This is a genomic window from Microvirga aerilata, assembly GCF_016743775.1.
GTDB classification, from domain to species: Bacteria; Pseudomonadota; Alphaproteobacteria; order Rhizobiales; family Beijerinckiaceae; genus Microvirga; species Microvirga aerilata.
On sequence record NZ_JAEQMY010000003.1, the window covers coordinates 54,393 to 74,552 of the forward strand.

The window sequence follows — 20,160 nt, forward strand, 5'->3', positions numbered from 1 at the left end:
CTCTTCCTCGTGGGGCCGGTTTGGCGGGGGGGACCCCGCCTTCCGCGGAACATCATGCTTGTTTTTAAGCGGATGTCACCTGGGAATCTTTTTAACCTAAGCACCGGATCCGAAAGTCGAAACCGCTTTTGGGATCAATCCGATGACCCGTTTTTTTAAAGCTGCGCATCGTTCGGTGCGAAGAACCGGAACCCGTTCGTGCACGATGCGCTAGCCCTTGGTCGCAGACGCCTTTTCCCGCCAGGAGAACAGGCCGGTCCGCTCGTAGAGCCAGCGGTATTGCGTGGTCATCATGCGGGCCCGGCGATACTGGAACCCGAGCGCCCCGATGACCAGCAGGACGATGGTGTCGATCGCGTAGTAGTGGAATGACAGCAGCGTTCCGCCGAACAGGGCGAAGTGGATGAAGCGGACCGCGGCCCCGAGGATGAACAGATAGGCGATCAGCACCCAGAACGGGCGCCAGGTCATGGCGATGGCCCGGCCGGTCATCCAGGCGGCCCAGCCGCCCATGATCACGGTGATGAGAAGAAAGAGCCAGATCGAAGGCTCTTCGTAGAGAATGCCCTGCATCAGTGACTCCCCCCTTCGAGATAGGCTGCCCTCACTTGAGGGTTCTCGAGCAGCTCCTTGCCGGTGCCGCTCATGGTGATGTTGCCCGTGACCATCACGTAGCCGCGATGGGCCAGCTTGAGGGCGTGATAGGCGTTCTGCTCCACGAGGAAGACCGTCATCCCGTCCTTCTCGTTGAGCTCCTTGATGATCTCGAAGATCTGCTTGACGATCAGGGGCGCCAAGCCCAGCGACGGCTCGTCCAGGAGGAGGAGCTTCGGGCGGCTCATGAGCGCGCGGGCGATGGCCAACATCTGCTGTTCGCCGCCCGACAGGGTGCCGCCCCGCTGCTGCAGGCGCTCCTTCAGGCGCGGGAACAGGGTGCAGACCCGCTCGAGGTCGTGGTCGAAATGGGCCATGCCGTTCATGGACGCGCCCATCTGCAGGTTCTCGAACACGGTCATGCGCGGGAAGATGCGCCGGCCTTCGGGCGACTGGGCGATCGATAGGCGGGCGATCTCGTGGGTGGGCATCTTGGTGATGTCCCGGCCCCCATAGGTGATCGTGCCCTCGCGGGCCCGCGGGTTGCCGAAGATCGTCATCATCAGGGTCGACTTGCCGGCGCCGTTGGCGCCGATCAGGGTGACGATCTCGCCTTCGTTGACGTCCATGTCCACGCCCTTGAGGGCGATGATGTTGCCGTAATAGGTCTTGATGCCGCGCACGCTCAGAAGCGGCTGGCGGGAAGACGCGGCTTGAGGGCTCTGCATCGGGATGTTTGCTCCAGCGGCGGTCATGCGCCGATCTCCGCTTCAACCTGCTCGACTTCCTCGTCGGGCACGCCGAGATAGGCGGCGATCACCTTGGGATCGTCCCTGACCTCGGCCGGTGCGCCGTCCGAGATCTTGGTGCCGTAATCGAGCACCACCACGTGGTCCGAGATCTGCATCACCACCGACATGTCGTGCTCGATCAGCAGGATCGAGGTACCATGGTCCCGGCGGATCGACAGGAGGAGCTCGTTGAGCTCCAGCGACTCGCGCGGATTGAGGCCCGCCGCCGGCTCGTCGAGACAGAGCAGGAGCGGGTCCGTGCACATGGCGCGGGCGATCTCCAGGCGGCGCTGGTCGCCGTAGGGAAGGTCGCCGGCGGGCTCGTCGGCCCGGTCGATGAGCCGGGTTTTCTCCAGCCAGAACTTGGCCTTCTCGATGGCCTCCTTCTCGGCCTTGCGGTAACCGCCGATGCCCAGAACGCCGAGGAAGGTGAAGCCCGACGAGATCATCAGCGGGTTGTGCTGGGCCACCAGCAGGTTCTCGAGCAGGGTCATGCCGGAGAACAGCCGGATGTTCTGGAAGGTGCGCGCGACCTTGCCCTTCCAGTTGATGTCGTAGCCCGGCAGCCGCTCCAGGAGCAGGTGCGAACCGTCGGGCTTGCGCAGCGCCACCATGCCTTCCGTGGGCTTGTAGAAGCCGGTGATGCAGTTGAAGACCGTGGTCTTGCCTGCGCCGTTCGGGCCGATGAGCGCGGTAATGTCGCCGCGCCCGGCCTTGAACGAGAGGTCGTTGACGGCCACCAGGCCGCCGAAGCGCATCGTGAGATGCTGTACGTCGAGGATGGGATCCTGCAGCCAGCGCATCAGCCGTGTCCTTCCTTCACGAGCGAGCCGGAAATGGCCTTGCGCTCTTTCAAGATCACCGAGGGTTCGCGTTCCGAGATCAGGCCGCGCGGACGCCACACCATCATGGCCACCATGCCGACGCCGAAGAGCAGCAGGCGGTACTCGTTCGGGTCGAAGCCGGAGCCGAAGATCGCCTGCAGGAAGGTGAGGTTGCGCAGGATCTCGGGGCCGCCCACCAGCACGATGGCCGCAATCGCCACGCCGATCTGCGAGCCCATGCCGCCGAGCACCACGATGGCCAGGATGATCGCCGATTCCAGGAAGTTGAAGCTTTCCGGGGAGACGAAGCCCTGGCGGACCGCGAAGAACGAGCCGGCAAAGCCGCCGAACATTGCGCCGATGGAGAAGGCCGTGAGCTTGGTGTTGGTGGTGTTGATGCCCAGCGACCGGCAGGCGATCTCGTCCTCGCGCAGGGCCTCCCAGGCGCGCCCCACGGGCAGCTTGCGCAGCCGCATGGTGACGAAGTTGGTGAGCAGCGCGAGCGCCAGGATGAGGTAGTAGAAGAAGATCATCCGGTGCATGCCGTTGAACTCGAGCCCGAAGGTCGCGGCAAAGCCGTCCTCGCCCGCCGTGAACGGAATGCCGAAGAAGGTTGCGCGCGGGATCGACGAAATGCCGGCGCCGCCGTTGGTCAGGTCCACCCAGTTGATGAGAACGAGGCGGATGATCTCGCCGAAGGCAAGCGTCACGATGGCGAGATAATCGCCGCGCAGGCGCAGCACCGGGAACCCTAGGATCATGCCCCAGAAGGCGGCGAGGATCCCGGCCAGCGGCAGGCAGATCCAGAACGACAGGCCGAACGTGGTCGAGAGCAGGGCGTAGGTGTAGGCGCCGACCGCGTAGAAGGCGACGTAGCCGAGATCGAGAAGGCCGGCGAGGCCCACCACGATGTTCAGGCCCCAACCCAGCATCACGTAGGTGAGGATCAGGATGCCCAGATCCACCCAGTAGCGGGATTCGGTCAGGCCGCCCTGGATCAGGTAGACCAGGAACGGAAAGGCGAGCGCCACCCCGAGGAAGAACGGGATGCCGAAGCGGGAGGCCTTCTGGAACGCGCTGGGGCTGGCATCGACCAGCTCGGTTGCCTGCCGGGGGCTGGGCGTCGCCCTGGCGTAGGACCGGGACGCCGTGAAGGCGTGGATCAGGAGGCGCAGCCCGAACACGATGGCGCAGACGATCGCCACGAGGCCCCAGCGGGGGGTGAGGAAAAGATCGGCGCCGGACTGATCCGTCTTGTAGGCGAGGATCGGGATGGAGAGGCCCAGCATGATCAGGGCCGTCTTGGCGGCGTCCTTGAAGGCCGCCGCCAGATCGAAGGACCTCGACACCGTTTGGGTCTGGGCGGTTGTGGTGATGGAAGGAGCGGTCATGCTCGTGGCTCCTTAAACCTTCTCGACCTCAGGCCGTCCGAGAATGCCGGAGGGCATGAAGATCAACACGATGGCGAGGATCGAGAACGCGGCCACGTCCTTGTACTCGATGGAGAAATAGGCCGACCAGAAGGTCTCGATGAGGCCGATGATCAGCCCGCCCAGAACGGCGCCCGGGAGCGAGCCGATGCCGCCCAGAACCGCCGCCGTGAAGGCCTTCACGCCCGGCACGAAGCCGTCGTTGAAGCTCACCACCCCATAGTACAGCAGGTACATGGTGCCGGCGACAGACGCGAGGGCCGCGCCGATCACGAAGGTCAGCGAGATCGTCCGGTCCACGTTGATGCCGAGCAGCGCCGCCATCTTGCGGTCCTGCTCGCAGGCGCGCTGGGCGCGGCCGAGGGACGTCTTCTGGACGAGATACCAGAAGATCGTCAGCAGCACGGCGGTGACCGCCATGATGATAACCTGCTTGTAGGAGAGGGCCACATTGTAGCCGCTCGCGCCCTGGAACAGCACGATCACGTCCTGGACCATGGGAGGCGTCGGCTTGTTGCGGGCGCCCTGGGCGACCTGGACGAAGTTCGACAGGAAGATCGACACGCCGATGGCCGAGATCAGCGGGGCGAGGCGGAAGGAGCCGCGCAGGGGCCGGTAGGCGATGCGCTCGATGGCCCAGCCCCACAGGGAGGTGAGCACCATGGCGATCACCAGAACGATGAGCAGCGCCACCGCGACCGACGAGATCCCGAGCCATGTGGTCAGGATCAGGAAGAAGATGAGCGAGATGAAAGCGGAGAGCATGAAGACGTCGCCGTGGGCGAAGTTCACCATGCCAATGATGCCGAAGACCATCGTGTAGCCGATGGCGATGAGGCCGTATATCGACCCCAGAGTCAGCCCGTTGATGAGCTGCTGCACAAAAATTTCCATGTCCTACCCTTGCCCCTCTGGTATGGGGTCGTTCTTGGGAAACGCCGCAGCAAAGCACGATGCGCAAGCAACGCCAAGCCAGACGTAAGGTGCTGGTGTCTCTAGCAAACGGATTTTCATTCGACAACTTACTGTTAAGATTCCTATTCGCCTCTTTGATGGAATAAGCGGCATCGGCTGACCGAATAGGCGGCAGGGCTTGTCCGCGCGGCTTCCCAAGAGGGATGCGAGGGGCCATATGGCCTGAACGGCCTTGTGCTCTGCCCGAAACAGTGGGAGAGGCTTGCCTGGATCAAGATGGTGAAGACTCAAGCCCCTCCTCAATCGGCCGTCACCGGCGCCTCCGACCTCGACGCCGTTCTCTTCCGGGAGGGCATGAGCCGCGTTGTCGGGGCCGTGCATGTGGTCACGACCGATGGCCCGTCGGGACGCGCCGGCTTCACGGCCACCGCGGTGACCCCCGTCACCGACAGCCCGGCCTCGCTTCTCGTGTGCGTCAACACGGCCTCCCGCTCGGCGCAGGCGCTGCTCGCGAACCGGGTCTTCTGCGTGAACACGCTGGGGGGCGACAGCCTCGCCCTCGCCGACGTGTTCGCCGGACGAACCGAGCTCCAGGGGCAGGAGCGCTTCACGGTGGGACAATGGGCAAAGCTCGCAACGGGCGCGCCCGCTCTTGCCGCCAGCGTCGTCTCGTTCGACTGCCGGATCAGCGACGCCCGGGTTGTCGCGACCCATCACGTGATCATCGGCGAGATCGTCGGCATCAGGTTGGGCGAGCAGAAGCCCGCTCTCGTCTACCAGGGCCGGCTTTACCGCGAGCTCTAGCGCCCGCCCGGAGCCGGAGGCCTCGATCCGGGCGCGGGGCAAGGCCGCCCGGCACGCCTGCGCGGGCCGCGATCGGGGTACTCCGCCGTAACGCTAACGCAGCCTGGACGGTCAAGCTTATAACGGCGCCTGGAGAGAGGCCCCATGCGTTGGTTTTGCACCATGTCGAATGGACGAGAATCCGTTGTGCTGTCCGACCAGGAGTTGGATCAGGCGAGGGACATCGTCATCAGGATTCTGGACCTCGCGGGGGCGGATCCGGGAAGGCTCGCGTCCTTCCTCGATCAGGTCCCCTTCGATCTTGCCGAGGCCCACGCGCTGGCAAGGCAACCCCTGTTCATGCTGTCGGTTCTCGATGCGGCAACAAAAGATGGGGAACTCCTCTCAGCCCTTGAACGCGATGCCCGCCTCACCCGGTCCCTGATCGAGCTCATCCAGGCAAGGCTCGCGTTTCACGTGGCGGCAGGGCTGACCCGGCCGAGGGACGGCCATCCCGTATCGCAGGAGTTCGGGGACAGGGCCCGGCAGAAACTGCGCGAACTTTCCAGAAGCGAGGATACCGGAGTGCCTCCACCGGAACCCGGGGCGGGAAAGCTCGCCCCAGGCCGCAGGGGGCCTTGAACCCCGCAGGAACTCCGGATGCCCTCCGGTCAAAGAAAGGGGCCTGCCTTGCCGAGGGATCAGCGAAGGGGCCCCAAGTTATGAAGGGCTGTAGGTGAACAGTGCCTCCGATGGGTTAATCCCAAAGTATAAGTGGAGTTGCAGCGCAACCGCCAGAATTCGGTGCAGAATAAGGAAAAAGCCCCTCACGGTGGGGCGTGAAGGGCTTTGTGGGGTCTCGAAGACCTTGGGGGCACATCGGCCTTCGTGAGACGATAATGCCGCAAGGGAATCCTGGTTCCCCACAAGCTCAAAAAATGTCTCCGGGGGCGAGCGCCTTGGAACCTTCCGGCCAGAACTGCCCTTGAGCCACATGCAGTTCTTTCGAGGTTGAACCGATGCTCAAGCTTCTCAGAAATCTTTTCCTTATCCGCCAAGCCTGGAAGATGGTGCGCCGCCGCCGCTGATTGCGGCCCGCAGGGGGCTCCACCACCTGCCCCCGGCAGCATCAAAAAGCTTTATGACCTTCGCGCCGGTCCAGGCGCGAAGGGGCTCCAACCCGTAATCTGGACGAAGCCGTCCCGGGCGGCGACCACCAGGTGCTTGCGATGCCTGTGGACAAGGGTGCCTGGCCGATAGCGATGCGGCTCCACCCAGCCCGTGGCCTCCCACACATAAACGTACCGGGTGTCGACCTGGGCAAAGGCTTCGATGGAGCCGAAGGCCCGGACGGTGCGCAGCACGTCCCGAACGGTTCCGGTCCAATCCACCGTCCTTTGAGCTTGAGCGACCCGCGGCCAATAGGTTCCCGGTCCCTGCGGCCTCGCTTCGCTCCAGAGCCGGGGAAGGCTCTCGGCGATGTCGGCTGCGATGCTCTTGGCGGCCATCTGGCATTTGGCCAGGAGCGTGTCGTGGGTTTCCTGCCCGCCGAGCGCGAAGCGTCTTTGGGCCACGATGGCGCCGGTGTCGAAGGCGGGCTCGAGGGCGTGGGCCGTCATGCCCCAGTCGGGGACCTGATCGAGAATCGCCTGGAAGAGCGGGTAGGGACCCCGTCCGGTCGGGAGGGGGGAGGGGTGGAAGTTGACCGCGTAGGGCAGGTGCCGCTCCCAGCCGGTGATGAGCCAGGGGTAGCCTGCCACCACGAGGGCCTCGCAGCCCATGGCCTTGAGCCCCGCAAGGTCGGCCTGATCGATGCGCGTCATCTGGATCGGCCGCCTCAAGGTGCGGGCCAACGAGACCGTCACGTCGTTGAAGTCGTAGATGCCGTCGCAGGGGCGGCTGAAGAGTTTGACCGGCTTCCAGCCCTTGGCGAGAAGCGTCTCGAAAACATCTCCCAGAAAGTCGATGCCGGCGAAGGCGAAGCGCATTCCCGGTGATCTCCTATCGTCGCATGCATGGTGAGGCCGGCCCGCGGGCGCCGGCGGGTCCTGCCCCCAATCAACGCAAGATCACGCCGATGTGCAAGCGGCTTTGCTTGCGGGAACCGGAAACTACGCTCAAGATTTAGCCTTGAGCATAGGGCAGGGAAACCGCCTGCGCGGTTCGGGCGGCCATCTGCCGATGAGACTCTTCCGGTTCGAGAGAAGGAGTTCGCATGGCATCGAAGGATTTCATCCGCCAGCTCGAAGGCTATGGCCTGACCACCGCCCAGATCCTCTACCGGATGCCGGATCACCCCACATTCCTGCAAACCTATATCTGGCAGGATTACGATCTGGCGCCCCGGTTTCCCGTTCTCATCGACTTTCTCGATTTCTGGAAGCGGGAGCTGGCCGGGCCCCTGCACTCCGTGACGGTCACCCACACCCAGCTGATCCGTCCCGCCGAGTTCAAGGCCATCGAGGGCGAAATCCATATTCACTAAAGGGTTTCACTCAGAGCCTTGGCCCGGGGGCCCAACTCGGGTAGAGAGGCGCCTTGAGCATCCCCGAACCTGCCAGGGCTCCTTGTTTTCCAACGCGCGCACTTCCCAGATCCTGCTCGCCCTTGCCTCCCAGCCAGGCGAGCGCCTGACCGTGCGCGAGATCATGGCGGTCCTTCAGGACAGGGCCTTCGCCCTGCTGATCGTCCTGCTCGGGCTGCCCAACTGCCTTCCCATGCCGCCGCCCATCCCGCTCGTCTGCGGGCTGCTTCTGGCGCTGGTCGCGATTCAGATCGCCTTCGGCCGGGATGCGCCCTGGCTGCCGCGCCAGCTCCTGAACCGGTCCGTGGCCCGCACCGACGTGGAGCGGGCGGTGGGACGCGCCATGCCGGCCTTCCGCCGGCTGGAGCGGTTCTCGCGCCCGCGCATGGCCTTTCTCGAGACGCCCATCGCCATGCGCCTCATGGGGCTCGTGCTGCTGGTGCTGGCTCTGGGGCTTTTGTTCGCGCCGCCCTTCGTGGGGCAGATCCCCCTGGGGCTCGCGGTCTGCCTCGTGGGCTTGGGGCTCGTCGAGCGCGACGGGCTGGTGGTGCTGGGCGGGCTCGCGATCGGCTCCATCGGCCTCACCTTGAGCCTCGGCTTCGTCTACGCGGTCTTCACCGGGATCGACACCCTCATCTGAGGAGAGCCTGCGACCGCTTGGAGGCGGCCGCAGGCCGGGTGCCGGTTAATCGTTGTCTTCGTCGAATTCAGGCGCGGACTTGAGCTGGTCGGCCGGGATGTTCAGCACGATCCGCATGTCGCCGGAATTCCGCGCGGCGGATCCGCCGGCGGCCTGACCCGAACCCTGGACGGAGCCCGTCGTCGCCGCGTCGGCGGCATTCATCTGAACGGCACTCATGGGCACCGCCACGGTGCGGTCGCCAACGCCCTCGTCCGCCTCGATGACCAGGGCGACCACGCGGCCGGTGCGATCGAGAATCACGTCGTCGACCTCGCCGATCTCCTTGTTGTCGGGGCCGACGACATCCTGATCCATCAGGTCGGAAACCAGCATGGCGTCCGGGCTCAGCTGCGTGATCAACCCAGAGGGGTTCGCCTGGCCGGCGGGCGCGGACTGGGCCATGGCGGCCGGGGCGAGCAGGGTGGTGCCGAGCAGGGCGGCGGCGATCAGTGTCTTTCTCATGGAATGAGATCCTCCATTTGCGTTTCGGTAAGAGCGTAACGCAAGGGAGCGGGCTTGGTTCTGCGGCCAAGCTCAGATCAGGCGAAGGCCCTTCAGGCTCGCATGGCCCTCGCGGCCCACGATGATGTGGTCGTGAACCGTGATGCCCAAGGGTTTGGCCACATCGATGATCTCGCGGGTCATCCGCACGTCGGCGGAGGAGGGCGTCGGGTCGCCGGAGGGATGGTTGTGCACGAGGATCAGGGCCGAGGCCGAGAGCTCGAGCGCCCGCTTGACCACCTCGCGCGGATAGACCGGGGTGTGGTCCACCGTGCCCGATTGCTGCACCTCGTCGGCAATGAGGGCATTGCGCTTGTCCAAGAACAGCAGGCGGAACTGCTCCTTGTCCATGAACGCCATGGCGGTGCGGCAGTAATCGATCACGGAGGTCCAGGAGGACAGGACGGGGCGCTTGGCCACCTCGCCCTTGGCCAGGCGCCGGGCGGAGGCCTCCACGATCTTGAGATCCGTGACGACGCTCTCGCCGATCCCGTCCACCTCCATCAGGCGGGCGGGGGAGGCCGCCAGCACCTCGGCGAAGGAGCCGAAGCGCTTGAGCAACTCCTTGGCGATGGGCTTCACGTCCCGGCGCGGGATGGAGCGGAAAAGGACGAGCTCCAGCAACTCGTAATCCGGCACCGCATCCCCGCCCACCTCCATGAAGCGGGCGCGCAGCCGGTCGCGGTGGCCGTGATAGTGGGGAGAACCGTCGTCGCTCATGCCGGCCTGATGCTTCCCTGTTGAAGGGTGAAACGTTACATAGTAGGCTTGAGCCGTGAGAAAGCCGCTGTCAAGTTGGTCAATAACGACACTGCGAGCAGAGTGTGAAATCCTATAAGTTCTGGATAATTGTTCTTATTGCGGCTGTAGTTGGCGCGCTGGCACTGGCGCTAATTAGTTGTGTCATCTTCTTCTTGCTAGTTTTTCTATCATTCTCCGATTGGTGGATCTTGCACTCTATTTTCAGCTCTTGGGTAGGATTGATAATCACAGTTGCCGTCTTGATCTTCACCTTCGTGAGGACGTTTCTTGGCATGTACAAAGTATTGGTGAGGAGGTTTTGGTAAAGCGAGGTATTGTACGTATTAGTATGCCACACATTCTCGCCTGGAATCTCCGACTGTAGAAAAAATGCCCCTAAGACGGCTTGTCCAAACCCTTCGGCGAGAAGGTGAAAACCTCCACGCCCGTCTCCGTCACGGCGACCGTGTGCTCGAACTGGGCCGAGAGGGAGCGGTCGCGGGTCACGGCGGTCCAGCCGTCGGCGAGCACCTTCACCTGCGGGCGCCCGAGATTGATCATCGGCTCGATGGTGAAGAACATGCCGGCCTTCAGCTCCACGTTATAGGCCGGCTCCACATAGTGAAGGATCGTCGGCGAATCGTGGAAGACGCGGCCGAGGCCGTGGCCGCAGAAGTCGCGCACCACCGAGCAGCGCTCGGCTTCCGCATAGGATTGGATCGCCGCGCCGATGTCGTTCGTGGTCGCACCGGGTTTCACGGCCGCGATGCCGCGCAGGAGGCACTCGTAGGTGATCTCGCACAGCCGCTGCGCCCGGCGCGGAACCTCGCCCACATAGTACATGCGGCTGGAATCCCCGTGCCACCCGTCGAGAATGAGGGTGACGTCGATGTTCATGATGTCCCCGTCCCGCAGGGGCTTGTCGTTGGGGATGCCGTGGCAGACCACGTGGTTGATGGAGGTGCAGATCGTCTTGGTGTAGCCGCGGTAGTGCAGGCAGGCCGGATAGGCGCCATGGTCGCGGATGAAGTCGAAGGCGAGCTTGTCCAGGAAGTCCGTGGTGACGCCGGGCTTCACATGATCGGTCAGCATGTCGAGGCACTCGGCCGTGAGCCGGCACACGCGGCGCATGGCCTCGAACTCCTCCGGCCCGTGAAGCGGGATCGCGGCGGAGCGCTTGCGTTCGACAACATCGGTATCGGTCATGCTCAATCCTTGGGCTATGGCGGGAATGTAAGGATCGTCGCGCGCGAAGCAAGCAAAGACCTCGGCTCCGCTTGCGATTGGCGCCCGAGGGTGTCATGAGCAACCCTGTTCATCCGGTTCATCGGCTTCGGATTCCTCGGTAATGAATGATTCTCGCCCGTTCGGCGATTTTGCACCTTCAGGAGTCGCCCGCTGGGTGATCGACCGGACGCGCGCGCTTCCCGAGGGATGGGCCGGCCGCCGCGTTGCCCTGATCCTGCGCCGCCTGGCCATGAAGACGCTGAAAGGACTGCCGCTCGACCTGGAAACCTGCGGCGTGCGCATGCGGCTTTACCCCTACAAGAACGTCTGCGAGCGGCGCATCCTCTTCACGCCCCAGTATTTCGACGCCGAGGAGCTCAAGATCCTCGCGGGGCGGATCCGGGAAGGCTTCACGTTCATCGACGTGGGCTCGAATGTCGGCTGGTACGCCCTGTTCATCGCCCGGGAGGCGGGAGCCTCGCTCGCGACCAGGATCCTCGCCGTGGAGCCGCAGCCCGAGATCTTCGACCGCCTGATCTACAACATCCGCCAGAACCCCTTCGGCATGATCAAGGCGGTCGACTGCGCGGTTGCCGACAAGACCGGCGAGCTCACCCTGTTTCTCGATCCCCTCAACCGGGGCGAGGCGAGCCTGAAGATCGTGAATTCGAGCCAGACGGACGCGATCCGCGTGCCGGCCGTGACCCTGCTCGACCTTCTGAGCCGGGAGGGCCTCACCCGCGTGGATGCGATCAAGCTCGATGTGGAGGGGGCGGAGGATCTCGTCCTCGATCCCTTCTTCAGGGATGCGCCGCCCGCCCTTTATCCCTCGCTGTTCATCGTCGCCAATGTTCCGGACCGCTGGCAGACGGATGTGCCCGCGCTCCTGACCGGCAAGGGGTATCGGCTGATCCTGGAGACCAGGATGAACCTGGTCTTCGAGCGGAATGATGCCTAGTCCGCTCGTCCGGGAGGCGGTGGTCCTCGATCCCGACCAAAAATCGGTGGGTATCCGTCTTGTGCCGAAATCTCGCATTGACTGTCGCGAGCCCCAGGCGGCTTGCTGGGCAAACCGTGCCTGCTCCGAGGAACCCGAAGCTGAACTTGAGCATTGTCTCCCGGGTCGTCCCGGCAAGGGGTGACGATCTGCGTCTTTAAGTCCAGCCGGAGGTGTTGCCTCCGCGACCCGCTGGCATAGGTGTATGCTGTGCTAAAGGTTGCGTGATGGATAAAACTGCCTCTGCTGAAACCCACCGGATTCCCACGGGAATCGAAGGGCTCGACCACATCCTCGGCGGTGGCGTCACGGCCAACCGGCTCTACCTCGTCGAAGGCACCCCGGGCACCGGCAAGACCACCTTCTCGCTTCAGTTCCTGCTCGAAGGCGCCCGGCGGGGCGAGCCGGGGCTCTACGTCACCCTGTCCGAGACCGAAGGCGAGCTGCGGGCGGTTGCCGGAACCCACGGCTGGTCCCTCGACGGGCTCGAGCTGTTCGAGCTCGTGCCCGAGGCAGGCCTCGACCCCGAACTGGAGCAAACGCTCCTCCACCCGTCGGAGGTGGAACTCGGCGAAACCGTTCGCGGGGTCATGGAGCGGGTCGAGGCGCTCAAGCCCAAGCGCGTCGTGCTCGACAGCCTGTCAGAGCTGCGCCTGCTGGCCCAGAACCCCCTGCGCTACCGGCGGCAGATCCTGGCGCTCAAGCACTTCTTCGCGAGCCGGGACTGCACCGTGCTGGTCCTGGACGACCGCACGGGGGAGCCCGGTGATCTCCAGCTGCACAGCATCGCCCACGGGGTGATCTCGCTCGACCAGACCCCCACGGGCTTCGGTGCGGAGCGCCGGCGTCTCCGGGTGATCAAGATGCGGGGGATCAAGTACAGCGGCGGCTACCATGACATGTCGATCATCACGGGCGGCGTCTGCGTCTATCCGCGCCTGATCGCGGCCGACCATCCCGGCATGGTGTCGGGCCAGATGCTCGGAACCGGCGTCGACGGCCTCGACGCCCTCTTGGGCGGCGGGCTCGTGCCCGGGACGACCACCCTCCTGAGCGGCCCCGCAGGCGTGGGCAAGACGACCGCAGCCGTGCGCTGCATGGTCTCCGCTCTCGCGCAGGGGGAACGGGCCGCCTTCTTCCTTTTCGACGAGCGCCTCCCGACCCTGATGATACGCTCGGCAGCCCTCAACATGGACCTGCGGCCCTTTATCGAATCCGGTCATCTGAAGATTCGCCAGATCGACCCGGCGGAGCTTTCTCCGGGTGAGTTCGCGACGGCGGTTCGCAATGCGGTCGAGCACGACGGCGCAAAGGTCATCGTGGTGGACAGCCTCAACGCCTATCTGCAGGCGATGCCGGAAGACCGGCACCTCACGCTGCAGATGCACGAGCTGCTGTCCTATCTGGGCCAGCAGGGGGTCTACACCCTCATGATTCTCGGCCAGCACGGCCTCGTCGGCGATATCCGCTCCGATGTGGATCTGAGCTATCTGGCCGATACGGTCCTGCTCCTGCGCTTCTTCGAGGCCCATGGCGAGGTCCGAAAAGCGATCTCGGTGGTCAAGACGCGCACGACCGATCACGAACGCACCATCCGCGAGTTCCGGGTGGACGGCGGCGGCTTGAGCATCGGCTCTCCCTTGAGAGAGTTCCAAGGCATTCTGACCGGAGTTCCCAGCTATAAGGGTGCTTCCGGCCCGCTGATGAACCCGGAGGCCGCGGCGCACGCCCTTGGCGAGGGCAGCGACGGCGTCGGCAATGGATGAGGCGGTTCTCATCCTGACGCCCCATGGGCGCGATGCGGCAGTCGCTGCGGATCTGCTGAAGCGTCATGGGATCCCGGCCTTCATCTGCGAGCACCTGGGTGCTCTTTCGGCCGCGATCGAGCGCGGCGCGGGCGCCGCATTGGTGGCCGAGGAGGCGCTGGCCGGCGCGGATCTGGATCTGCTGACGGCGCGCCTCGAACAGCAGCCGCCCTGGTCGGATTTTCCGTTCGTGGTGCTCGCCAACGGCCACAAGGGCATGCGGTCCACCCGGGCGTTCGAAACGCTCGACCGCATGCGCAACGTCGTGCTGCTGGAGCGGCCTCTGCATGCCGAAAGCATGGTCCGCGCCGCGCGCTCGGCCCTGAATGCCCGGCGGCGCCAATACGAGGCGCGTGACGTTCTCGCCCGGTCCCGCGAGGAGCTGGAGCGCCTCGTCATGGAGCGCACCCGCGAGCGCGAGGAGGCGCTGGCCCAGCTGCACGAGGCCCAGAAGCTGGAGACCATCGGGCAGCTGACCGGCGGCGTCGCCCACGACTTCAACAATCTGCTCACCCCGGTGATGGGCAACCTCGATCTGCTGCGTCGGCGCCTTCCGGGCGACGACGTCAAATCCCAAAGGCTGGTCGAGAACGCCCTGCAGGCGACGAGCCGCGCCGCCACCCTGGTGCAGCGCCTGCTGGCCTTCGCCCGGCGGCAGGACCTTCAGCCGAAGGCCGTGGACGTGTCGGGCCTTCTCGCCGGCATCGAGGATCTCGTCTCGCGCTCGATCGGGCCCACCATCGCGGTCACGGTCCAATCGCCCGCGAACCTGCCTGCGGCGCGGGTGGACCCGAGCCAGCTCGAACTCGCCATCCTCAACCTCGCCATCAACGCCCGGGACGCGATGCCAAGGGGCGGCAGCCTGGTCATGGAGGTGGGGCAGCAATCGATCCCTCCGGCGCTGCGGGACACGCTGAGGGCCGGCGACTACATTTGCGTTTCCGTGGCGGATACAGGCGTCGGCATGGATGCCGCGACCTTGAAGCGGGCCATCGAGCCCTTCTTCTCCACCAAGGGCGTGGGCAAGGGCACAGGCCTCGGCCTTTCCATGGTGCATGGGCTTGCCGCGCAGTCGGGCGGCGCCCTTCAGCTGTCGAGCCAGCCGGGCGTCGGAACCCGGGCGGAGCTTTGGCTGCCGGTCGCGGACGAGCAGGCGGCAGCGAGCGAGCAGACTCAGGTGGAGGCCATCATGGCCCCCCGCCCGTCGACCGTGCTCCTCGTCGACGACGAGGAACTCGTGAGGGTCGGCACGGCCGAAATGCTGATGGATCTCGGCTACTCGGTCGTCCAGGCGGGTTCTGGCGCAGAAGCGCTCGGGGTGCTGCGCAGGGGCGAGATCGAGATCGATATGCTCGTGAGCGATTACCTGATGCCCGGGATCGGCGGGGCCGACATGGTGCGCGAGGCGCGCAAGCTCCGGCCCGATCTTCCGGCTCTGCTCATCACGGGCTACACCAATCTCGTCCAGGGGCCCGGGGCCGAGCTGCCGCGCCTCGCCAAGCCGTTCCGGCAGGCGGAGCTCGCATCGCGCATCGCCGAGCTCATCGATGCCGCGCAAGCGCGGGACAACGTCCTGACGCTGCCGGACGCCCGGCGCTCCGAGGGCCGGTAGGCGCCGCCTCAGCGAGGCGTGACGATCTCCACGGGATGATCGATCGCCACCTCTTCCGGCGTGATGCGGCACACATAGGCATAGGACTCCACCCCCGATGCCAGGGCGTGCCGGAAGGCCTTGTCGTAGGCGGGGTCGATGTCCCGGGCGACATCGAAGCGGTCGGCATCCATCTGGATCACGTAGACGAGGGCGGCCCTCGCCCCCTGGGCCACCATGTCGGCCAGCTCGTAGAGGTGCTTGGCGCTGCGGGCCGCGACGCAATCCGGGAACTCGGCAAAGCCTGCTTCCCGCATGAGATGGCAGTTCTTCACCTCGAGATAGCAGGGCGGCTCTCCGTCCCTCTCGAGCAGGAAGTCGACCCGGCTGTTGCGCCCGTACTTCACCTCCGGCCTCACCCGGTCGTAGCCCGCAAAGGGAGCAAGCCGCCCATCCCGAAGGGCTTCGGCCACCAGGAGATTGGGGCGGGAGGTGTTGATGCCGACGAGCTGGAAGGGGCCACCGCCCGCCGCCACCTCCACGAACTCCCAATTGTACTTGAGCTTGCGGTTCGGGTTCGTCGCGCGCGAGAGATAGACCCGGCTGCCGGGCTCCTTCAGGCCCATCATGGCCCCCGGATTGGCGCAATGGGCCGTCACCACCTCGCCGGTGTCGAGCGCAACGTCCGCCAGGAATCGCTTGTAGCGCTCGATGAGACGGCCTTCGAGCAGGGTTTCCTGAAAACGCATCGAAATCCAAGGTTGAACGGAAAAATCCCTGGTAGCAGGGGAGGAGCCTCAGGTTCAACCCGACACATCTGCCTCGTCATCACCGGGCCTGTCCTGACCATGACGTGGAGGGCATCATCCTCAGGCCAAGCCGAAGGCGGGGGAAGGGGATCCACTTCTACGCTCAGCGCTATGGATTCCCTTCCCCTCCGCTGCGCTCCGGCCGGGAATGACACGGAGGTTTGCGCAACCCTTGTCATCCCCGGCGCACGCAGTACGGGAAGGGGATCCACCATCAAGCGCCGCGCTATCAAACGCTTCTCCATGGAATCTCTTCCCATACATCCCCTGAGTAGACTTTTGAGGTGAACTCTTGCGTGCGCTTGAGAATTCCCGTTTCTGAGGGTAAAGGCCCCTAAAAGGATCGATGCGCATGGCCGTCTCCGTCACAGCCGCCCTTCTCATCATCGGCGATGAGATCCTCACGGGCCGCACCAAGGACAAGAACATCGGCTATATCGCCGAGTACCTGACCGGCATCGGCATCGACCTGCGCGAGGTTCGCGTCGTGCCCGATGTGGAGGAGGAGATCGTGGCCGCGGTCAATGCCCTGCGCGGCCGCTACACCTATCTCTTCACCACCGGCGGCATCGGGCCGACCCATGACGACATCACGGCCGACTGCATCGCCAAGGCCTTCGGGGTCGGGATCGACCACGATCCCAGGGCGGTGGCCATGCTGCGGGAGCGCTACACGCCGGAGGAGCTGAACGAGGCTCGCCTGCGCATGGCCCGCATTCCCGATGGCGCCGACCTCATCGAAAACCCGATCTCCAAGGCGCCCGGCTTCAGGATCGGCAATGTTCATGTGATGGCGGGCGTGCCCTCGATCATGCAGTCCATGCTGGACAACATCGCGCCCACCCTCGAGACCGGCGCGCGCATGATCATCGAGACCATCGAGGCGGAGGGCCTGGCCGAGGGCATCTACGCCGACGGCCTGAGCCAGATTGCCTCCGTCAGCCCAGGCGTCTCCATCGGGTCCTATCCGTCGTTCTCCACCAGCGGCTTCCGCAACCAGATCGTGGTGCGGGGCAAGGAGCAGGACGCGGTGGCGCAGGCGGCCGCCGCCGTTCGCGCGCTTCTGGGCCGCCTCAAGGGCGACCGGGCCCCCCTCTAAGCGTTTTCCACACACCGCAGACAAAGAGCACAACGATGTCCCCGACCTCTCCCAAAGCCTTCCCCGTCTCCTGGGATCAGTTCCACCGCGATTGCCGGGCCCTGGCCTGGCGCCTGGCCGCGGCGGGTCCCTTCGAGGCCATCGTGTGCATCACCCGCGGCGGCCTCGTGCCGGCCGCCATCGTGGCGCGCGAGCTCGACGTGCGGCTGATCGAGAGCGTCTGCATCGCGAGCTACCACGACTACAAGAACCAGGGCGAGCTGCAGGTGCTCAAGGACATCGCGCCCGCCATCAAGGCCCTGGGCGACGGCACCGGCAAGGGCGTTCTCGTGATCGACGACCTGACGGATACGGGCAAGACCGCCAAGATCGTGCGCGACATGCTCCCCAATGCCCATTTCGCCGCCGTCTACGCCAAGCCCGCAGGGCGCCCCCTGATCGACACCTTCGTGACGGAAGTGAGCCAGGACACCTGGATCTATTTCCCCTGGGATATGGGCTTGGCCTATCAGGCTCCGATCCGCGAAGGCTCGGCGGGCTAGAGTATCGGGCCCTGAAGTGGATTTGCACTTTTGGGATTGATCCGATGCTCCACTTATCAGTAAGCGCATCGTAGAACGCGGAAAGCCGGATCCACTTTTCCGCACGATGCCAACGAGACGGGGAGCGCCGTGGCGGAGTTCGACATCGCGCGAACGCGCAAGAGCCTGTTCGGCGCCCTTCTCGATGCGAGGGACCGGTTCGGGCGCAACAAGGTCGCCCTGGAGGACCTGGAGCGCCAGCCCATCACCTTCGGACGCCTCGTTCTGGGCTCGCTCGTGCTCGGCCGCAAGCTGGCGGGCCTCACCGGGGAGCGCGAGACTATCGGGGTGCTGCTGCCCAACGTGCAGGCCATCGCCGTCACCCTGTTCGGGCTGAACGCGTTCGGTCGCGTCCCGGCCTTCCTGAATTTCACCGCCGGCATCAAGAACCTGAAGGCGGCCTGCGAGGTTGCCGAGATCCGCACCATCGTGACCTCGCGCCGTTTCGTCGAGCAGGGCAAGCTCGACGACATCGTCGCGGCCCTGGGGGAGGGGCGGCGGATCCTATGGCTCGAGGACGTGCGCGCCGGCCTGACGAGCCTGGACAAGGTGCGCGGCCTTCTCGCCTCCTGGGCGGCCCGGCGCGTTCACGCCAGGGCGAAGGTCGGCCCCGACGATCCGGCGGTGCTGCTCTTCACCTCCGGCTCGGAGGGAACGCCGAAAGGCGTGGTGCTGTCGAACGCCAACCTGGTGGCGAACGCCTATCAGGTCAAAGCGCTCGCGGGCGACGTGCTGAACGCCGAGGACGTGTTCTTCAATCCGCTCCCGATCTTTCACTCCTTCGGCCTGACCGCGGGTCTCCTGACGGCGGTTCTCAACGGCATGAAGTCGGTGCTTTATCCGAGCCCGCTCCATTACCGGCAGATCCCCAAGCTCGTGGCCGGCACCCGCGCCACCATCATGCTCGCCACCGATACCTTTCTTCAGGGCTATGCCCGCGCGGCGGGCGAGAACGATCTTGCCAGCGTGCGCTACGTCATCGCCGGGGCCGAGCGGGTGAAGGACGAGACCCGCAAGCTCTGGGCCAAGCACGGCACCGTCATCCTCGAAGGATACGGGGCCACCGAGTGCTCCCCGGTGATCGCCGTCAGCCTTCCCGACCGCAACCGGCCCGGATCGGTGGGACCGCTGTTGCCGGGAATCGAGTGGCGCCTCGATCCGGTCGAAGGTATCCACGAAGGCGGGCGCCTGTATGTGCGCGGCCCCAACGTGATGAAGGGCTATCTCGACGCCGCGGCGCCAGGCCGGATTCATCCGCCCGCCGACGGATGGCACGATACCGGCGACATCGTCACCGTGGAGGACGGCATCGTCACGATCCGGGGCCGGGCGAAGCGCTTTGCCAAGGTCGGGGGCGAAATGGTGTCCCTGGGCGCCATCGAGGCGATGGTGCAGGCGCTCTGGCCCGAAAGCAGCCATGTGGTCGTCGCCCTTCCCGATCCGCGCAAGGGCGAGCAGATCGTTCTCGTCACGGACAAGGCGGACGCGGACAGGGACGCATTGCTGGCCCATGCCAGGCAGCAGGGTTTCCCGGAGCTCTGGATGCCAAGGTCGATCCTGGTGGCAGGCATTCCGGTCTTGGGCTCAGGCAAGACCGATTACGTCGCCACCGTCGAGATGGCCCGCCGCTTGCAATCGATGCTGTGAGCGCTCCCCGCGGCCGCGCTTGCGCGCCTGCCTCTGGATGACGCACGTAACAAAGCACGGTTTTCGGCGTTGTCATCCAGGCCCCGCCAAGGGTTCGGCGCGGCCCCGCGATGAGGATGGCATGATGAAAAGGACTGCTCTTGTTCTCGCGTTCATGGCCTTTGCTGCCGGCGCGTACGCTCAGCAGCGGCCTTTTACGCCCCGCCTGGCCTGCGGCCAGGCTCAGCAGATCGTTGCGGCCAACGGCGCGGTGGTGCTCGGCACGGGAACGTACACCTATGACCGCTATGTTCGGGACCGCAGCTTCTGCCAGCACAACGAGACGACCGAGGTTGCCTTCGTGCCGACCAGGGACACGCCGCAGTGCCCCGTCTATCGATGCCGCGATGTCGAACTCGATTTCTTCGATTGAGCCCTGGCTCGCGCCCCGGTCGCATCCGCCGACCCTGCGCCGGAGGAGGGGAGCGTGGGATGTTGAGATTATGCAACACCTTCACAAATAAGCAATTCGCCCTCTCGGGAATGCTTATAGTTTCATCAGAATGCTCACACCTTCGGCGACCCCTGCGCTTGCGTCGGTTGCACCAAGAGAGGGCTTCGTTATGGTCACGTTTGTATC

General features: G+C 65.1%; 21 protein-coding genes. 11 read left to right on the plus strand and 10 right to left on the minus strand.

The annotated features are described in order from the left end of the window. Positions 1-210: 210 nt before the first annotated feature. Genes JKG68_RS03080 through JKG68_RS03100 form a run of 5 tightly spaced genes read right to left on the minus strand, consistent with a single transcriptional unit; the run spans position 211 to position 4,533 of the window. Positions 211-573: a DUF6867 family protein gene (locus JKG68_RS03080; RefSeq protein ID WP_202055768.1), complete on the minus strand. Its 363-nt coding sequence runs from the start codon at positions 571-573 to the stop codon at positions 211-213. Then, the gene (locus JKG68_RS03085; protein WP_202055770.1) at positions 573-1,349 is read right to left on the minus strand and encodes an ABC transporter ATP-binding protein; all 777 of its coding nucleotides are present in this window, start codon (positions 1,347-1,349) and stop codon (positions 573-575) included. The genes JKG68_RS03080 and JKG68_RS03085 overlap by 1 nt, the downstream gene beginning before the upstream one ends. After that, complete coding sequence (locus tag JKG68_RS03090) at positions 1,346-2,188, minus strand: ABC transporter ATP-binding protein (protein ID WP_202055772.1); 843 nt, start codon at positions 2,186-2,188, stop codon at positions 1,346-1,348. The genes JKG68_RS03085 and JKG68_RS03090 overlap by 4 nt, the downstream gene beginning before the upstream one ends. Further along, a complete protein-coding gene (gene livM / locus JKG68_RS03095; RefSeq protein ID WP_202055774.1) occupies positions 2,188-3,600 on the minus strand; it encodes a high-affinity branched-chain amino acid ABC transporter permease LivM in 1,413 nt (470 codons plus the stop codon). The genes JKG68_RS03090 and livM overlap by 1 nt, the downstream gene beginning before the upstream one ends. 12 nt (positions 3,601-3,612) lie before the next feature. Then, positions 3,613-4,533 (minus strand): branched-chain amino acid ABC transporter permease, encoded by a 921-nt coding sequence (locus JKG68_RS03100; protein ID WP_202055775.1) that lies wholly within the window; start codon positions 4,531-4,533, stop codon positions 3,613-3,615. Between the two features lie 297 nt (positions 4,534-4,830). On the opposite strand from JKG68_RS03100, the gene JKG68_RS03105 reads away from it, so the two are divergent. Next, the gene (locus tag JKG68_RS03105; RefSeq protein ID WP_202055776.1) at positions 4,831-5,358 is read left to right on the plus strand and encodes a flavin reductase; all 528 of its coding nucleotides are present in this window, start codon (positions 4,831-4,833) and stop codon (positions 5,356-5,358) included. Positions 5,359-5,502: 144 nt separating this feature from the next. After that, on the plus strand, positions 5,503-5,979 hold the full coding sequence (locus JKG68_RS03110; RefSeq protein ID WP_202055777.1) for a hypothetical protein: 477 nt from the start codon (positions 5,503-5,505) through the stop codon (positions 5,977-5,979). A 497-nt stretch (positions 5,980-6,476) separates the two neighbouring features. On the opposite strand, the gene JKG68_RS03115 is transcribed toward JKG68_RS03110, so the two are convergent. Next, positions 6,477-7,325: a formyltransferase family protein gene (locus tag JKG68_RS03115; protein WP_202055778.1), complete on the minus strand. Its 849-nt coding sequence runs from the start codon at positions 7,323-7,325 to the stop codon at positions 6,477-6,479. 227 nt (positions 7,326-7,552) lie between these two features. Between JKG68_RS03115 and JKG68_RS03120 the strand changes: the two genes are divergently transcribed. Both JKG68_RS03120 and JKG68_RS03125 read left to right on the plus strand, forming a co-directional pair. Beyond that, a complete protein-coding gene (locus tag JKG68_RS03120) occupies positions 7,553-7,822 on the plus strand; it encodes an usg protein (protein ID WP_202055779.1) in 270 nt (89 codons plus the stop codon). An 82-nt stretch (positions 7,823-7,904) separates the two neighbouring features. Beyond that, positions 7,905-8,501 carry an exopolysaccharide biosynthesis protein gene (locus tag JKG68_RS03125; RefSeq protein WP_202055780.1) on the plus strand — a complete coding sequence of 199 codons (597 nt, stop codon included), beginning with the start codon at positions 7,905-7,907 and terminating at the stop codon, positions 8,499-8,501. A gap of 45 nt (positions 8,502-8,546) precedes the next feature. Here the strand turns inward: JKG68_RS03125 and JKG68_RS03130 are convergent, their stop codons facing one another. The 3 genes from JKG68_RS03130 to map form a co-directional block, all read right to left on the minus strand. Then, positions 8,547-9,005, minus strand: coding sequence for a PRC-barrel domain-containing protein (locus JKG68_RS03130; protein WP_202055781.1), 459 nt, complete (start codon positions 9,003-9,005; stop codon positions 8,547-8,549). A gap of 72 nt (positions 9,006-9,077) precedes the next feature. After that, positions 9,078-9,764, minus strand: a complete 687-nt coding sequence (radC, locus tag JKG68_RS03135) for a RadC family protein (RefSeq protein WP_202055782.1) — start codon at positions 9,762-9,764, stop codon at positions 9,078-9,080. 417 nt (positions 9,765-10,181) lie between these two features. Further along, a complete protein-coding gene (gene map, locus JKG68_RS03140; RefSeq protein WP_202055784.1) occupies positions 10,182-10,991 on the minus strand; it encodes a type I methionyl aminopeptidase in 810 nt (269 codons plus the stop codon). Positions 10,992-11,133: 142 nt separating this feature from the next. Between map and JKG68_RS03145 the strand changes: the two genes are divergently transcribed. The 3 genes from JKG68_RS03145 to JKG68_RS03155 all read left to right on the plus strand — a co-directional run bounded on the left by JKG68_RS03145 (position 11,134) and on the right by JKG68_RS03155 (position 15,426). Further along, positions 11,134-11,970 carry an FkbM family methyltransferase gene (locus tag JKG68_RS03145; protein WP_202055786.1) on the plus strand — a complete coding sequence of 279 codons (837 nt, stop codon included), beginning with the start codon at positions 11,134-11,136 and terminating at the stop codon, positions 11,968-11,970. Positions 11,971-12,236: 266 nt separating this feature from the next. Continuing rightward, on the plus strand, positions 12,237-13,775 hold the full coding sequence (locus JKG68_RS03150; protein ID WP_202055788.1) for an ATPase domain-containing protein: 1,539 nt from the start codon (positions 12,237-12,239) through the stop codon (positions 13,773-13,775). Continuing rightward, positions 13,768-15,426, plus strand: a complete 1,659-nt coding sequence (locus JKG68_RS03155) for an ATP-binding protein (RefSeq protein WP_202055790.1) — start codon at positions 13,768-13,770, stop codon at positions 15,424-15,426. The genes JKG68_RS03150 and JKG68_RS03155 overlap by 8 nt, the downstream gene beginning before the upstream one ends. 8 nt (positions 15,427-15,434) lie before the next feature. Here JKG68_RS03155 and sfsA read toward each other — a convergent pair whose 3' ends face one another. Next, positions 15,435-16,154, minus strand: a complete 720-nt coding sequence (gene sfsA, locus JKG68_RS03160; protein ID WP_202055792.1) for a DNA/RNA nuclease SfsA — start codon at positions 16,152-16,154, stop codon at positions 15,435-15,437. A gap of 412 nt (positions 16,155-16,566) precedes the next feature. Between sfsA and JKG68_RS03165 the strand changes: the two genes are divergently transcribed. From JKG68_RS03165 to JKG68_RS03180, 4 genes are all read left to right on the plus strand, one after another. Continuing rightward, a complete protein-coding gene (locus JKG68_RS03165; RefSeq protein WP_202055794.1) occupies positions 16,567-17,313 on the plus strand; it encodes a competence/damage-inducible protein A in 747 nt (248 codons plus the stop codon). A 35-nt stretch (positions 17,314-17,348) separates the two neighbouring features. Continuing rightward, positions 17,349-17,855, plus strand: coding sequence for a xanthine phosphoribosyltransferase (gene gpt, locus JKG68_RS03170; protein WP_190843991.1), 507 nt, complete (start codon positions 17,349-17,351; stop codon positions 17,853-17,855). A gap of 129 nt (positions 17,856-17,984) precedes the next feature. After that, positions 17,985-19,541: an AMP-binding protein gene (locus JKG68_RS03175; protein WP_202055796.1), complete on the plus strand. Its 1,557-nt coding sequence runs from the start codon at positions 17,985-17,987 to the stop codon at positions 19,539-19,541. Between the two features lie 124 nt (positions 19,542-19,665). Then, entirely contained in the window at positions 19,666-19,953 is a 288-nt protein-coding gene (locus JKG68_RS03180; RefSeq protein WP_202056003.1) for a hypothetical protein, read from the plus strand. The last annotated feature ends 207 nt before the right edge of the window (positions 19,954-20,160 follow it).